General features: G+C 46.2%; 15 protein-coding genes. 9 read left to right on the forward strand and 6 right to left on the reverse strand.

The window, feature by feature from the left end:
• Positions 1-162: 162 nt before the first annotated feature.
• From A8709_RS11615 to A8709_RS11625, 3 genes are all read left to right on the forward strand, one after another.
• Complete coding sequence (locus A8709_RS11615) at positions 163-1,944, forward strand: sensor histidine kinase (RefSeq protein ID WP_065852502.1); 1,782 nt, start codon at positions 163-165, stop codon at positions 1,942-1,944.
• A 7-nt stretch (positions 1,945-1,951) separates the two neighbouring features.
• Positions 1,952-2,776, forward strand: a complete 825-nt coding sequence (locus A8709_RS11620) for a response regulator transcription factor (protein ID WP_065852663.1) — start codon at positions 1,952-1,954, stop codon at positions 2,774-2,776.
• A 61-nt stretch (positions 2,777-2,837) separates the two neighbouring features.
• Positions 2,838-3,746 (forward strand): phytanoyl-CoA dioxygenase family protein, encoded by a 909-nt coding sequence (locus A8709_RS11625; RefSeq protein ID WP_065852503.1) that lies wholly within the window; start codon positions 2,838-2,840, stop codon positions 3,744-3,746.
• Positions 3,747-3,755: 9 nt separating this feature from the next.
• Here A8709_RS11625 and A8709_RS11630 read toward each other — a convergent pair whose 3' ends face one another.
• On the reverse strand, positions 3,756-4,643 hold the full coding sequence (locus tag A8709_RS11630) for a helix-turn-helix transcriptional regulator (protein WP_244163158.1): 888 nt from the start codon (positions 4,641-4,643) through the stop codon (positions 3,756-3,758).
• A gap of 181 nt (positions 4,644-4,824) precedes the next feature.
• Here A8709_RS11630 and A8709_RS11635 point away from each other — a divergent pair, with 181 nt between their 5' ends.
• A complete protein-coding gene (locus tag A8709_RS11635; protein WP_065852505.1) occupies positions 4,825-5,430 on the forward strand; it encodes a pentapeptide repeat-containing protein in 606 nt (201 codons plus the stop codon).
• 210 nt (positions 5,431-5,640) lie between these two features.
• On the opposite strand, the gene A8709_RS11640 is transcribed toward A8709_RS11635, so the two are convergent.
• Both A8709_RS11640 and A8709_RS11645 read right to left on the reverse strand, forming a co-directional pair.
• Positions 5,641-6,387, reverse strand: a complete 747-nt coding sequence (locus tag A8709_RS11640) for a hypothetical protein (protein ID WP_065852506.1) — start codon at positions 6,385-6,387, stop codon at positions 5,641-5,643.
• Between the two features lie 59 nt (positions 6,388-6,446).
• Entirely contained in the window at positions 6,447-6,686 is a 240-nt protein-coding gene (locus A8709_RS11645) for a hypothetical protein (protein ID WP_065852507.1), read from the reverse strand.
• Between the two features lie 134 nt (positions 6,687-6,820).
• Between A8709_RS11645 and A8709_RS11650 the strand changes: the two genes are divergently transcribed.
• From A8709_RS11650 to trhA, 4 genes are all read left to right on the forward strand, one after another.
• Positions 6,821-7,915 carry a glycosyltransferase family 2 protein gene (locus tag A8709_RS11650; RefSeq protein WP_065852508.1) on the forward strand — a complete coding sequence of 365 codons (1,095 nt, stop codon included), beginning with the start codon at positions 6,821-6,823 and terminating at the stop codon, positions 7,913-7,915.
• Positions 7,912-8,541 carry a glycerol-3-phosphate acyltransferase gene (locus A8709_RS11655; protein WP_065852509.1) on the forward strand — a complete coding sequence of 210 codons (630 nt, stop codon included), beginning with the start codon at positions 7,912-7,914 and terminating at the stop codon, positions 8,539-8,541. The genes A8709_RS11650 and A8709_RS11655 overlap by 4 nt, the downstream gene beginning before the upstream one ends.
• 880 nt (positions 8,542-9,421) lie before the next feature.
• On the forward strand, positions 9,422-10,087 hold the full coding sequence (locus tag A8709_RS11660; protein WP_065852510.1) for a hypothetical protein: 666 nt from the start codon (positions 9,422-9,424) through the stop codon (positions 10,085-10,087).
• Between the two features lie 635 nt (positions 10,088-10,722).
• Positions 10,723-11,367 carry a PAQR family membrane homeostasis protein TrhA gene (trhA, locus tag A8709_RS11665; RefSeq protein WP_065852511.1) on the forward strand — a complete coding sequence of 215 codons (645 nt, stop codon included), beginning with the start codon at positions 10,723-10,725 and terminating at the stop codon, positions 11,365-11,367.
• Here trhA and A8709_RS11670 read toward each other — a convergent pair.
• The 3 genes from A8709_RS11670 to A8709_RS11675 are packed head-to-tail and all read right to left on the reverse strand — an operon-like array spanning position 11,362 to position 12,595.
• Positions 11,362-11,589, reverse strand: coding sequence for a hypothetical protein (locus tag A8709_RS11670; RefSeq protein WP_065852512.1), 228 nt, complete (start codon positions 11,587-11,589; stop codon positions 11,362-11,364). The two genes, trhA and A8709_RS11670, sit on opposite strands and share 6 nt — an antisense overlap.
• Positions 11,550-11,699 (reverse strand): hypothetical protein, encoded by a 150-nt coding sequence (locus tag A8709_RS35650; RefSeq protein ID WP_425262316.1) that lies wholly within the window; start codon positions 11,697-11,699, stop codon positions 11,550-11,552. The genes A8709_RS11670 and A8709_RS35650 overlap by 40 nt, the downstream gene beginning before the upstream one ends.
• Before the next feature lie 2 nt (positions 11,700-11,701).
• Complete coding sequence (locus tag A8709_RS11675) at positions 11,702-12,595, reverse strand: AraC family transcriptional regulator (RefSeq protein ID WP_065852513.1); 894 nt, start codon at positions 12,593-12,595, stop codon at positions 11,702-11,704.
• A 135-nt stretch (positions 12,596-12,730) separates the two neighbouring features.
• Between A8709_RS11675 and A8709_RS11680 the strand changes: the two genes are divergently transcribed.
• Positions 12,731-13,618, forward strand: a complete 888-nt coding sequence (locus A8709_RS11680; RefSeq protein WP_065852664.1) for a sugar phosphate isomerase/epimerase family protein — start codon at positions 12,731-12,733, stop codon at positions 13,616-13,618.
• Positions 13,619-13,639: the final 21 nt, after the last annotated feature.

Consider the following 13,639-nt stretch of genomic DNA (forward strand, 5'->3'; position numbering starts at 1 on the left):
GACGCAGCAGGACACCGCCATCCGCAAGTCGAAATAGTAACCCAAGGCTCTGATTATGGAGCCCTGGGTTTTCTCACGTTTAAAAAGAAAGGGCTTACATACGAGTGCAGGCTAGGATATAGCCCGATTAACAGTCTGTCAAAGAGCTAGGAGGAACTTCTAATGCGAAGTGGGATATGGCATTGGATTGTCAGGCTATCGCTGACTCAGAAACTGATTACGGTGTTTGTTATTTTGATCACAGTGCCCATCGTTGCTATCTCCATGATCTCGTATGCGAGTTATTCCAAATCCATTGAGAAGAATACGGCCGTGTACGTCAACCAGATTTCTCAGAAAATATTAGAGCGCGTAGATCAATATGTTTCGGATATTAAACGGGTGACAGGCAGCCAGATTTATATGCAGGATATCCAAGAATCGCTTGCGAATCCTACCAAAACATTAGAAGAAACGAACCGTCTGCAGAATTTCGTGAAGGGCTTGAACAGCCTTAAGAATGATACGGAGTCTGTGTATATTTTCGACAACTTTGGCAACATGTATGACAGTACGAAAAATGATACGATCAGAGCAGACATCCGGCAGCAGGCCGTGGATTTGCGTCAACAAGTGCGCAATGCGCAAGGATCTTCGATCGTGATCTCGACTCAGAAAATAACCGTTGGTCATACCGATAAATATTACTTCTCCATCGCGCGTGAGCTGAAGAACACGAACTCCTTGGAAGGCATCGGCATGATTATTTTCGATTCCAGAATTCAAGTCATCGCGGATGCGGTGAGCGAACTGGATGAGGTAACTAAAGGGCGAACGATGGTGATCGACGATCAGAATACAGTGATTTATGATAGCGAACAGAGATGGATTTCGACGAATGTAGCGAATAATGAGCTTGTTCAGAAAGCTGTTGGCGCACACGGGAGTTTTAAGGTGACACTGGAAGGCAAGACCTATCTGACCTCGTATACGACCTCGGAAGTGACAGGGTGGAAGCAAATCGTGTTGATCCCCGTGGATCAATTAACCGAAGAGACTAGGGTGACAAGGGATTTCACGATGATTCTCGTCCTGCTCTCGATCACGGTGGCGTTAATCACATCGGCGATTATTGCCATCGCGTTGACTCGGCCGCTCAGGACGCTGATGAGGACCATGAAACAAGTCAATAAAGAGAATTTGGACGTCCAGATTCCAGTGAAATATTCGGACGAGTTTGGCATTTTAGCGAAGCATTTTAATAATATGATTAGACGCATTAATGAACTGGTGGAGGAAGTGTATCAGACGCAGAACCGTAAACGTGAGGCCGAGCTGCGGTCGTTGCAGCATCAAATAAATCCGCATTTTATCTACAATACACTGGAAGTAATTCGCATGACAGCCGAGGTGAAACGAGATTACGAGATTTCAGAAATGACGTATAATCTCGGTGAGCTGCTGCGTTATGGCATTTTGCGAGGGACGGATCAGGTAACGATACATAAGGAATTGGATCACTTGGAGAAATATTTGGCACTCCAAAGCTTTCGATTCTCCAAAGATATTCAGTTAGAGCTGGATATCAGCGAAGTGCATCTAACCTATCCCGTTATTAAACTATTGTTTCAACCCATTGTAGAAAATGCGATTTTACATGGATTTGAAATGAAGGAAGAAAACTGCTTGATTACGATCAGTTCATATGAGGAAAAGTCGGCGCTTTATTTCTCCGTTCGTGACAATGGCTGTGGGATGGAAGAGTCCCAGCTGAGAATTATTCGAAATGCGCTGATGGGCATTCAGCAAGAAAATCGATCGAACATTGGCATTGCGAATGTAAATGAACGCATTGTTTTGCAATATGGGGCTCCGTTTGGTTTACAAGTAAGTAGTGAGCCGGAGGTTGGCACAACGGTTACGATTGTTCTACCCATTCTGGAAGCATGGAAGGAGAGTGCCTAAATTGACGATGAAAATGGTTATTGTAGATGACGAGCAGCGGATACGACTGGGCCTTCAAGCTATGGTAGAGGCGATGGATGTCCCGATCGAAATTATCGGTTTATGCGCAAACGGGATTCAAGCGATGGATAAAATGAGCAGTTGGGAAACGGCGGATTGTAAAGTGCTTCTGACAGATATCAAGATGCCCATGATGGATGGGATGAAGCTAATTGAGAAAGCAAGAGCGGATTATCCGGATGTACATATTATTCTGCTGAGCGGGTTTAACGAATTTGAGTATGCCCGTCAGGCGATACGGTTTGGCGTGGAAGAGTATTTATCGAAGCCTGTGAACAAGAAAGAATTGCATGCTGTTCTGAAGCGTGTTGGGGAGCGAATGCCGGTGCCTAGCACAGCTTCTGAGGGACCTGTTGCGATTGCTGCAACTGCTGATAAAGTAGATCAAGTTGACCTTCCACCTGAGCCCAAGATCCATAAAAAGCAGATTATCACGGATGTTATTCGTATGCTAGAGTCGGATCTTAACCAGTCATTTGATTTGAATGAGCTTTCCAACAAAGTCGGATTAAACCCTAGCTATTTATGTAAATTATTTAAGAAAGAGACGAACAAAACAATCACAGACTACGTTACGGATCAACGTATGAAGAAGGCGAAGCACATTCTAGAAGATTATCCGGATGTGAAAATGTATGAAGTAGGCTCGCTAGTGGGCTATGAGGACCCGGTTTATTTTACGAAACTGTTTAAAAAAACAGTCGGTATGACACCGAAGGAGTATCAAAGTGGTCAGAGTGCTTTTGGCAACCATAATGCCTGTTTCGACTAAAGATTTCCTGCGTTGCATGGCGTAAAGTAAAGGTATGAAAGATGTCTGAGGAGGTTGTAGTATGAGCCAAAAAGAGATTCACATACCTGAAGCTAATGCCTCACTGCAGCATGAAATAACAGATGAGCAAGCGCAATTTTTCCTGGATAATGGTTTTCTTGTTATCCGTAATGTAGTGGCCCACGAAGAGCTCCGTCTTCTTCAAGAACAAACAATGCGAGTTGTTGAAAAGGGGATAGCGGGGTGCGAGGATGAGGACTATCTATACCGCATAAGGAGCAATGGGGAACGTAAATACTGGCGTACGGAGTATATCATCGACAAGCAGGAAGCGAATAAGGCGCTGCTCGCGCATCCGTTTATTTTGCGCTCCGTCGCGAAGGTGCAAGGAGAGAATTTCATTCCTACCTGGGATTCCCTCGTTGTAAAAATTCCTAATCAAGCCGCTAGTGTGCCTTGGCATCGCGATGCACTTGTTCCTGAAGGATGTTCGGATCCGCGGCCGATCTTCAATGTTGATTTTTATTTGGATGATGCTGATCTGAAATCATGTTTATGGGTGATTCCAGGGAGTCATCACTGGTCCACTGAGGTGGCGGAAGAACGCTGTGCTCGCCCAGGCTTTGAGTTTAGTGACGCAGTACCGGTACCGATGAAGCCTGGCGATGTGATTTTTCACAACATTCAGCTGTTGCATGGATCGCCAGAAGGGGACGGTAACGCACTGCGCAGGACGGTGTATTACGAGTTTCGTCCAGGAGAGATCGAAGCAGCGTTCGGTCCGCATACGCTCGAATATTTGGCCTTGAAGCAGCATCTGCTTGTGGATTGTATAGAGAAGCGTAGAGGTGCCGGGTATACGGCAGGAGAGGCGCCCTATGTGTATCAGCCGAAGGGAGCTTTCGCACTAGGTGAGTGCCAGAAGCCAAAGACGTACAGGTATAAGCATGAGGCCTATTGGCGCGGCTAAACATAGATGCTAAACATAGATCAAATTCGCACAAAACTGGGTTAAACTTTGCCCAGTTTTCTTCTTGAACATGCGTCCAAAGGTATGGACGTCGGAATAGCCGACCCGATCCGCGATCTCACTGAAAGACAAATTGCTCTGGATGGCAAGCTCTTTGGCTTTGTTAATGCGAATCCATGTCAAATACTGCATGGGTGACATCCCGACATGCTGGCGGAATAAGGTCAAAATGTAATTTTTGCTGAGACCGGATACGCCCTCCAGCTCCTTGATCTGAATTTCACGGCTGTAGTGCTCGGTGAGAAAATTCTTAATAAGGACGAGCTTCGGCATGGTGAGCGCGTCTGATTTACTATGGGAGGCACCATAGTCGATACGCTGTGCAACCTCTGCTAAGATGCGCATGAGCAGGCTTTGGCAATGCATCTGATGCACGAGTCCAGGTTGGCGATAATGGGCAACAAGCTGCGACAGCATCGTTTCTACGGGATGATCGGCGAAGTTGCCAAGATGATGTTTATGCTTGAAGAGCTCCTCATAGGGAAACCCAGACGTTCCAAAATGGAAGACGAGCGAGATGCATACATAGGGACTATGGTTCTCTGTAATAATCGAGTGCTTCTCGTTCGGTCGATGGAATAAGAGATCACCGCGTCGCGTTTCATATGGGTTGTCTCCAATGGGATAGTGGGCGAAGCCGTCAACCACATACTGCAGAATAAACTGTGTCATCTCCCGATTGCGAATCGCCCAGCCTTGCGGTGCGTGGAACATATGGGCTAACGTAATATAGGGTGGAAAATGGTAATCGGTGAGCATATCAATCGTTTCAGCAGGAGGCAGTGCACTAAGGTTACCGGTCATGAGATCATCACCTTTTTGTGTCCATTGTAGCATGAAACTGCTAAGTTTCAGAGTGCCTTTGGCAACAAGATGAGAGACTTTCGATGAAAAAATATATGGCTTGACTTTTCGTTACGATGAAGCGGCCCCTTGACTTCGGTATGCTATATTATAAAAGTATGTCGATATCGAAATATGGTTTTACCGAATTCTCTTCTTACTTAGGAGGCATCTCATGTTCGAACATAACAATCAACATTATGAAGGCGTTAATTTTGGCACGCAAGATTTGAGGTACGGCGAGCTCAAAAGTTGTACATTTAATCGTTGCTCTTTTGCAAATGGATCCTTAGATGAGATCACGTCGATCAACTGCCGTTTTATAGAATGTGATTTTCGCGGTGCGTCTTTCAATGGCTCCGTTCATAAAGAATCTGCTTTTGAGAATTGCAATTTTAATGGAGCGAATCTGTTTGTTTCAAAATTTGATACTTGCAAAATGACAGGTTCGGATTTTACAAATGCTAATATGGATGGAATGACCATTTATCAAGGCGATTGGTCCTATACGAATTTGAGACATGCCCGCTTAGTCAAACAGGACTTACGTGGCGTCAAATTTCATGAAGCGGACTTGTCAGGAGCCAATTTAGAGAAAGCTGATTTAAGAGATTGTGATTTGACGATGGCTATATTGTCCAAAGCGAAGCTGCAGGGTGCTGATGTTAGAGGGGCCAATCTGGCTAGCGTAGATTTCAAAACATTCACCATCACAGGGATGCGAATCGATCGCGAACAATCCGTGTTGTTTTCGCTTTCTCATGGCGCGAGGGTTGATTAGGAGGAGGTGCGCTGTGTAAGTGCCGCCTACTCTAGCCCAACAGGCTAACGGAGATCCTAAGCAAAAAACGCCAGCCCAATCAGCTAACTGCCGCCCTAACTAAAAAAACTCCAGCCCCCAGAGGGCTGAAGTTTGAAATTTCTCTAAACAATGAACATCTAAACTTTGAACATCAAGACCATGAATATCTAAACCGCGAATATCTACACCTTACTCCGTTACTTTTTGCATTTTCCCCGGATTGTTGATCTTGTACGGCACAGGGTGTTTGCTGAGCTTCTTAGCAACGATTTTGCACTCGAACGTGACCGTGTCACCGATGGCGAGTTCAAGCTTTTTGAGCGTAGCGCTATGGCTGGACCACGCGGTACCGACGTCCAGTGCGGGATCCAGAATGGAAACCGCCTCATAAATGATAACTTCATCATCCGTATCAGAAAAATTATTCGGCACGGTCGTAAACTCGGTGATCGTCGCCTTCATTTTCACTTTCTCCTCAGGAAGCTCCAACTTAGGCGCTTTCTCTTTCTTGACTTTTGGCGCAGCCGGCGCTTTCTTGGGTGCTTCGGCTTCACTATCTTCAGCCACGGTTTCAACCTTGGCTGCTTTCACTTTGGCCGGTTTTTCTTCCGGCTCAGCTTCAGCATCCTCAGCCACAGCACCTTCTTCGGCTAACAGGGCGCCTCGCTGTGTATAATTCGCAGCCTGCATTTCCTTCAAATAGGAAGGGTGGATGCAATGCAGCTGCTGCGTTTCGAACTCGATGACAGCCGTCATCGGATCAACTAGTCCTACAATGCTGCAAGAAACATTCAGGTTGTTGCCTTTGTAGTAAAAAATTTTAGCTTTCGTCGCCTTCTCCGACACTAAACCCCATTCTTTACACTGATCCAGCAGCTCAGACTCATCATCGAAACGAGTAAAAGCGGCTGGTTGAATGTTGAACGCGTAGTCCATTTGGTATCAACCTTTCTATATAGAGGGAAGGATTATGCCACTTCATCCTCATGTTTAGTCTAGTGTTGTTCTTCGCCGACTTCCTCGTCATCCAGGTCGTCAAGCTCAGCTTCGTCTTCCTCATCTTCCACTAAGCGGAAATCATCAGTTTTTTCCCCATCTTCCCAAATCTCCACGAATAAAGCATCACAATTTTCAAAGTCAGCGGGCGTAAAGGCTAATGCTTTTTCCTCATCCGGACCGACATAAACATTCTCAAGCGTTTCCCCATCAAATGAGAGGATGACGTAAATTTTCATAGTACAATTGCCTCCAATAAGGTGATAAGGATTATTATAGCATACCGAAGGAATTGTTCGCATGAACAGCGAATGATCTTTCATATACATCTATATAGCCTGTATCTCTCGGATGAGAAGGAGGAGTTGTAAGGATGGCGTTTCTAGTTATATGTGTCCTCGGCTGTCTGTCTGGTTTCTTAATCTTCAGGAAAAACGTGATACCACGCAGCGCGGATCAAGCTCTAAATGATGTTAAGCTGTCCATTATTATTCCGGCTAGGAATGAAGCGGACAATCTCCCTCATTTGCTTCATGCACTCAAAATTCAAACATTGGTGCCCCATGAAATCATAGTAGTGGATGATTTTTCGGTGGACGATACGAGGGCGATTGCTGAAAGTTACGGGGTTAAGGTGATTGCAAATGCCAGCCTGCCTGAAGGGTGGACGGGCAAGAACTGGGCGGTATGGAATGGCTATGCGCATGCCACTGGGGATCTGATTGCTTTTCTGGATGCAGATATTCGGTTTGCTCCTCGAGCATTAGAATTATTGGTCAAAGCGCGGAATAAATTAGGTGGAGTACTCTCCATTGTGCCTTATCATTACACAGAGAAATGGTTCGAGAAACTCGCGCTGATCTTCAACGTGCTGGGCGTATACGCGTTTACTTCTCCTTTTGAAAAGAATAATTCACAGAAGGGCCTTTATGGGTCCTGTATTTTAACGACAAGGGAAGATTACGAATTGATCAAAGGTCATGAAGGCATCAAATCGGAAATGTTGGATGATCTGAATTTGGGAGCTACGTACGCGAAGGCAGGGATTCCGGTGAACAATTTCATCGGCTATGGGCTCGTTTCGTTCCGGATGTATCCCTCGGGCTTGAAAAGCCAGATCCAAGGCTTCGGTAAAGGTGCTGTTCTAGGCACTTCTAAACTCAAAGCAGGTACACTCACATTGACGGCGATTTGGGTGATTGGTTTGCTTCTCTCTTCTGCCTTTCCGTTTTTATTAGATACCTCATGGGGCCTACCGCTTCTTATTGGGTACCTGCTCTATATGGCACAGCTCTTTTATTTTGTAAAATACGTAGGGATTTTCGGCATTGTGATGCCTGTTTTGCATGTCGTGTCGACGTTGTTCTTCATTATGGTCATGCTGTACTCGATGTATCAGGTCGTATTTCTAGGGCATGTGGCCTGGAAGGGACGGCACGTCAAGGTAGGAAGCAGGCGAGAGCGATGATCATCTTATGGACCGTTTGTGCGTTTATCTCGGGTGCGTTAATGTTCAGCTACTGGCTTGGCCGGTTGGCGCGGCACAATCTCAAAAACGTCGGTGACGGCAATCCAGGTGCCCTCAATTTATGGAAAGCAGCGGGGTATCGGCTCGGGATTGTGGGAGTTTTACTCGATTTCATCAAAGGATATCTCATTCTCCGCTTGGCTGTGGACGCTGGGGGCATGTCCGGTTATGCTCTGATCCCGATTGCGCTGGCGCCGATTTTGGGGCATGCGTTTTCTCCCTTTTTGCGTGGAAAAGGGGGCAAAGCCATCGCCGTCACCTTCGGCGTCTGGAGTGGACTGACCCAGTTCAGGGTGTCACTTGCACTGGCAGTTATTTTGGCTATCATGCTGGGCATCATGAAAATCGTAAACAAATGGAAGCCGATCTCATCGGAGGTCGATGGCCAACAAGTTGTGCTAGGTATGCTGCTTTTAGGTATTTACCTGTACGTGAGGGACGCAGCCGCGGTGGAGCTGTGGGTCTGGATTGGGAACTCGCTGCTCCTGATGCTGACACATCGGAAAGAGCTGGCGGCGCTCCTGCAAAGGAAAAGTGAAATCAAAGAAGGATCCCGGCATTTATGAAGAATAGACTAGTTGGAGTGACGATTGGTGAAGATGATTGGGAGGTGGCCGGGTTTTCTGGCTAGCTTCAAGCATATAGGTACTGATGTGCAAGAGATAGACTGGTTTTCCGCGTAACTTTCTCCATATTGCTACTGATGCGTAAGAGATACTCTGGTTTTCCGACTAACTTTCTGAATATTGCTGCTGTAGCGCGCGAGATAGACTGGTTTTCCGAGTAACTTTCTGCAAATAGCGACTGATGCACGCGAGAAAGACTGGTTTTCCGAGTAACTTCATGCATATAGCTACTGATGCACGCGAGATAGACTGGTTTTCTGAGTAACTTCATGCATTTAGCTACTGATGCACGCGAGATAGACTGGTTTTCCGAGTAACTTCATGCATATAGCTACTGATGCACGCGAGATAGACTGGTTTTCCGAGTAACTTTCTGCATATTGCTACTGATGCACGCGAGATAGACTGGTTTTCCGAGTAACTTTCTGCATACAGCTACTGATGCACGCGAGATAGACTGGTTTTCCGAGTAACTTTCTGCATACAGCTAATGTAGCACGTGAGATAGACTGGTTTTCTGAGTAACTTTCTGAATATTGCTACTGATGCACGCGAGATAGACTGGTTTTCCGAGTAACTTTCTGCATATAGCTACTGTAGCACGTGAGATAGACTGGTTTCCCAGTAACTTTAAGCATACAGGTACTGATGCGCAAGTTATATTCTGTTTTTTCAACTTAAAAACAAATGAAGTTTATTTTGCCAAGTGACTAGGAATTTGTTATTGTTAATTTATGTTAAATATGAATACGTGAAGCACACGTCGTTAGCTCCTTGTTGGAGTTGGCGGCGTTTTTATTTTTTTAAGGGGGAGATTGGCATGTTTGAGCAGGAATATGAAAGCTTCTGGAAAGCGCAAGTTCGGAATGCAAGTGGTCAGCGACTGGAAATGCTGCAGAGGGATCTGACAGGAACGAAGAAACTATTGGAGGCGGTGTTGCTGCCTGTTTTGGGGTCGTTAGACGACTTGATACTTGAATATGAAATGTTGAGTGTGTCAGGGATGAAAATTTATGCTGTTGTATGTCTTCCGAGGCTGCGCACCGTGTTCGAAGAGGACAGTTTCGTCACCCATGCGGAGAAAATTACGAGAGATCGTTTCTCGTTCGAGAGGGTGCGTGCTCGTTCAGTTGCGATACTTGGGTACACGTACTTTCCCTATAGCAGAGATGAATTAGAGAAGAAAGCCAGTTTCTGTCAAAGAAACCTTTTTGAGTTGATTGGCCGCGTAGGGAATGTGGAAGGAACGGGGATGAATCAATTGCCCGTATATGAGAGGGAGGTTTTGAGGTTTGCGGTATATAACAGAAAACCTTTTCAATTGAAAGATGTGTGCGAGTGGCTTCAACTTCGGAAAGAGGCGTGCAGACAAGTAGTGCGAGAATTGGAATTCAAAGGTTTGGTTAATGCGGTCGGAGGCAGTGCAACAAGGTGTCATAAATTTATGATTTCTGAAAAAGCAGTAGCGCTTTTGCATCGTAGTTAAATTGTGTAAGCCATTAATTTGCAAGCTGTAAAATCAAAATGTCCACAAATAGCCGGAAAACCCGACTAACTCGCGAGCCGCAGAGCGGAAATTCCCACATATAGTCGGAAAACCCGACTAACTCGCGAGCCGCAGAGCTGAAATGCCCGCAGATAACCGGAAAACCCGACTAACTCGCAAGCCGCAGAACCGAAATACCGCAGATAGTCGGAAGATCCGACTAACTCGCGAGCTACGGAGCAGAAATGCCCGCAGATAGTCGGAATATCCGACTAACTCGCGAGCCGCAGAGCGGAAATTCCCACATATAGTCGGAAAATCCGACTAACTGGTGTTCCACAGAGCCGAAATGCCCGCAGATAGTCGGAAATCCGACTAACTTGCGAGCCACGGAGCCGAAATGCCTGCAGATAGTCGGAATATCCGACTAACTCGCGAGCTACGGAGCCGAAATGCCCGCAGATAGTCGGAATATCCGACTAACTCGCGAGCCACGAAGCCGAAATGCCAGCACATAGTCTGAAATCCCGACTAACTCACTCAAAGGTAAAGCGATTTATTCTGTCATCGTTTCGTACATACCCAATCCCCCAATGGGAAAAACTAGGCCATACACAGAAAGGGAGTGCCTGCCCATGGAGGATCGGATTGCACGGAATGAAGAACGAGTGAATGCGGTAAGCCATGGTATTGGCGCATGTTTGAGCGTATATGGGCTTATTTTGCTATTGCAGCGCTCGGCGCTTTTTGGAGATGGCTTATATACATTGAGTAACATCATTTTTGGCACTTCGTTTTGCCTATTATATATGTCCTCGACGCTTCTGCATGGGGTGCGTTCTCCCAAATGGGGGAGACGCTTTGAACGAATGGATCATGCGGCGATTTTCATCGCGATGGCAGGATCTTACACGCCTTTCCTGCTAATTACATGGCACAGTCGCATGGCAACGGAATTGTTAATTGTTATTTGGGCGCTAGCCTTCGGCGGTGTGCGGTATGTGCATCTCATTATTCAGCGATTTATGCCGTGGGGGCTGCTTTTTTACTTAGGTATGGGAGGCTTCATGATGATTTTCTTCGTCCCGTTGTATGTTCGCCTTCCCCAAATGGCGTTTACATGGCTAGGGCTTGGGATGCTTAGTTATATCTTGGGTGTACCTTTTTTCCTCTGGCGAAAATTACGCTACCATCACGCCATCTGGCATCTGTTCGTGCTTGCTGGCAGTGTCTGCCACTTCATCGCGGTGTACAGTTATGTGATGCCTGCCATTCTATAGTCTCAGGACGACGGTGCGTTTAAAGCTGGAATCTTGGTGGCCCAAGATTTCAGCTTTGGTCAACTTGCCTGCAGCTACTTCGCAAATTTCCTGCCAAATCAACTCTCCCGCTTGCTCCAAAAGCAACAATCCTTCTGACAGTGGTATAACCAATGCTCCAGGAATCTGCTCCGCATTGGCGATCAAATCTTGAATCGGGCTGTACCGCATTTGCTGATGCAATCAAGGGATTTCTCTTCTATGGCAGAGAGACTGCCGGCGATGTTGCCGATACTCGGTTTGCCGCCGCTCCTATCAGCGGCTATGTCATGCGTGGGATTAATGGCTCGCATTCTTACTTTCCTGCTAGCTTTCTGCGTATTTCAGATGGGGGGAAGCCCTTATATTTTTTAAAAAGCTTCGTAAAATAATTCGCATTTCCGCAACCTATTCGCTCAGCGATTTCTGTAACGGTCCATTCCGTTTCACGAAGGAGACGATCGGATTCGTTGATCCTGAGCCAGTTCATATAATCGATGTAGGTCCGGCCTGTTAGTTTTTTGAAGGTTTTGCAAAAATGATAGGGATTTAGATTCACAACTCGCGCTGCTTGCTCCACAGAAAGAGGCTCGGAAAGCTGATCTTCCATTAACTGAATTAAGGGTTTGAAAGCCTCAGAGTGCCGCACAGGAAGCGGCTTCGCAACGAATTTCTCAGGTATAAACTCCCGTGCAAATAGGGTGAAAAGCCGATGGAAATTATGTTTGATCATCAGCTCATGAGCAGGTTTGCCTGCTTCAAACTCAGCTGTTGATTCACGAACAATCTGTCGATAGGGTGCAGCTATTTCATCAGTAGCTTTCAGCATTGCGGGTGGAAGTACGCGTCCATCAAGGAATGGCAGAATGTAACGTTCATAAACCGGATCCGGGTTCACCATCCGCAGTAATGAGGCGTTGAATACAATCGCGACATACGACATAGGCTCATCCGTTAAGTTATAGCCAACATGCAAGGCGCCAGAGGGGACGAAAAGCAGATCACCAGCCTCGACCTCGTAGGGTTTGCTATCAATATGAAACACGGCTCTCCCGTACTGCATATCGATAATTTCAAAATGCTCGTGCCAATGCAAATACAGAATATTATCATCCTTTGCATGCTGTGAAGGACAATTACGATAAAAACGAATCGGATAGTTGCTGTCCCAAAGGGGTGTTCGTTCTTTTAAATCCTGCGGGTAGGTCATCGCTTCGCCTCTCATTTCTGGAAAATGCAAGATTACACATAAATAGCACAAGATTGGATAGGGTAATCGGGATAAAGCCTAGTTATAATGACAATATATCTTAACTTTATCTCAAAATAGGAGTGATAAGCAATGATGCATAATAAACTTCGCATTGGAACTTTAGTAGGTGGCGGCGATGCGGTCCGTGTGATTCCGCAAATCGCCAAGCATGGCTTCGAATCATACAGTTTAACCTTCTGGCAAACAACCGGTGAAATTGATTTGAAAGAGACAGCTAAGCGTGTAGCAGAGATCGTTGCTGAGCATGATGCCGTCATTTCAACGATTGGGATCTTTGGCAATCCCTTGACGGGTGCAGGAGATAATCGCGATACGCTTGCGAGCTGGGAGCGATTAATCGATCATGCCCATTTATTTGGAACCGATATTGTAAACGGATTCACTGGTCGAATGACAGATCGTCCGATTGATGAATCGATTCCGAAATTCAAGGAAGTGTTTGGCGAGCTTGCGCGCAGGGCGGAGGATCGCGGGGTTCGAATTGCTTTTGAAAATTGTGATATGGGCGGCACTTGGCAAAAAGGTGATTGGAATATCGCGCATAATCCGACAGCGTGGAACATGATGTTTGATGCCGTTCCTTCGGCTAATCTAGGACTGGAATGGGAGCCCTGCCATCAGATGGTCAGCCTAATCGATCCGATTCCGCAGCTCCGCAAATGGGTGAATAAAGTGTTTCACGTTCACGGCAAAGATGCGACGATCGCGTGGGATATTGTGCGGGAATATGGGGTTCATGGGAGACAGGATTACGTCTGGCATCGCACACCAGGCTTCGGAGATACGAATTGGTCGGATGTGATCACGATTCTTCGTCAGAATGGATATCAAGGGACGATAGATATCGAAGGTTGGCATGATCCGGTGTATCGTGACGAGCTAGAGATGACCGGTCAAGTGCATGCACTGAATTATTTGAAGCGTTGTCGTGGTGGCGATTTTGTTCCGAATCCGGTGTAATATAGGTGGATAATAATACCT

Origin of the sequence: Paenibacillus pectinilyticus (assembly GCF_001700435.1) — a bacterium.
Lineage (GTDB): Bacteria > Bacillota > Bacilli > Paenibacillales > NBRC-103111 > Paenibacillus_E > Paenibacillus_E pectinilyticus.

What these genes read in the sequence shown, in the direction of transcription:
- A8709_RS11630 (WP_244163158.1), bottom strand. Translation starts at nt 4,643, where the DNA reads ATGCTACAATGGACACAAAAAGGTGATGATCTCATGACCGGTAACCTT.
- A8709_RS11675 (WP_065852513.1), bottom strand. Translation starts at nt 12,595, where the DNA reads ATGACCTACCCGCAGGATTTAAAAGAACGAACACCCCTTTGGGACAGC.
- A8709_RS11640 (WP_065852506.1), bottom strand. Translation starts at nt 6,387, where the DNA reads ATGGACTACGCGTTCAACATTCAACCAGCCGCTTTTACTCGTTTCGAT.
- A8709_RS11680 (WP_065852664.1), top strand. Translation starts at nt 12,731, where the DNA reads ATGCATAATAAACTTCGCATTGGAACTTTAGTAGGTGGCGGCGATGCG.
- A8709_RS11625 (WP_065852503.1), top strand. Translation starts at nt 2,838, where the DNA reads ATGAGCCAAAAAGAGATTCACATACCTGAAGCTAATGCCTCACTGCAG.
- A8709_RS35650 (WP_425262316.1), bottom strand. Translation starts at nt 11,699, where the DNA reads ATGCGAGCCATTAATCCCACGCATGACATAGCCGCTGATAGGAGCGGC.
- A8709_RS11615 (WP_065852502.1), top strand. Translation starts at nt 163, where the DNA reads ATGCGAAGTGGGATATGGCATTGGATTGTCAGGCTATCGCTGACTCAG.
- A8709_RS11660 (WP_065852510.1), top strand. Translation starts at nt 9,422, where the DNA reads ATGTTTGAGCAGGAATATGAAAGCTTCTGGAAAGCGCAAGTTCGGAAT.
- A8709_RS11645 (WP_065852507.1), bottom strand. Translation starts at nt 6,686, where the DNA reads ATGAAAATTTACGTCATCCTCTCATTTGATGGGGAAACGCTTGAGAAT.
- A8709_RS11655 (WP_065852509.1), top strand. Translation starts at nt 7,912, where the DNA reads ATGATCATCTTATGGACCGTTTGTGCGTTTATCTCGGGTGCGTTAATG.
- A8709_RS11635 (WP_065852505.1), top strand. Translation starts at nt 4,825, where the DNA reads ATGTTCGAACATAACAATCAACATTATGAAGGCGTTAATTTTGGCACG.
- A8709_RS11650 (WP_065852508.1), top strand. Translation starts at nt 6,821, where the DNA reads ATGGCGTTTCTAGTTATATGTGTCCTCGGCTGTCTGTCTGGTTTCTTA.
- trhA (WP_065852511.1), top strand. Translation starts at nt 10,723, where the DNA reads ATGGAGGATCGGATTGCACGGAATGAAGAACGAGTGAATGCGGTAAGC.
- A8709_RS11620 (WP_065852663.1), top strand. Translation starts at nt 1,952, where the DNA reads ATGAAAATGGTTATTGTAGATGACGAGCAGCGGATACGACTGGGCCTT.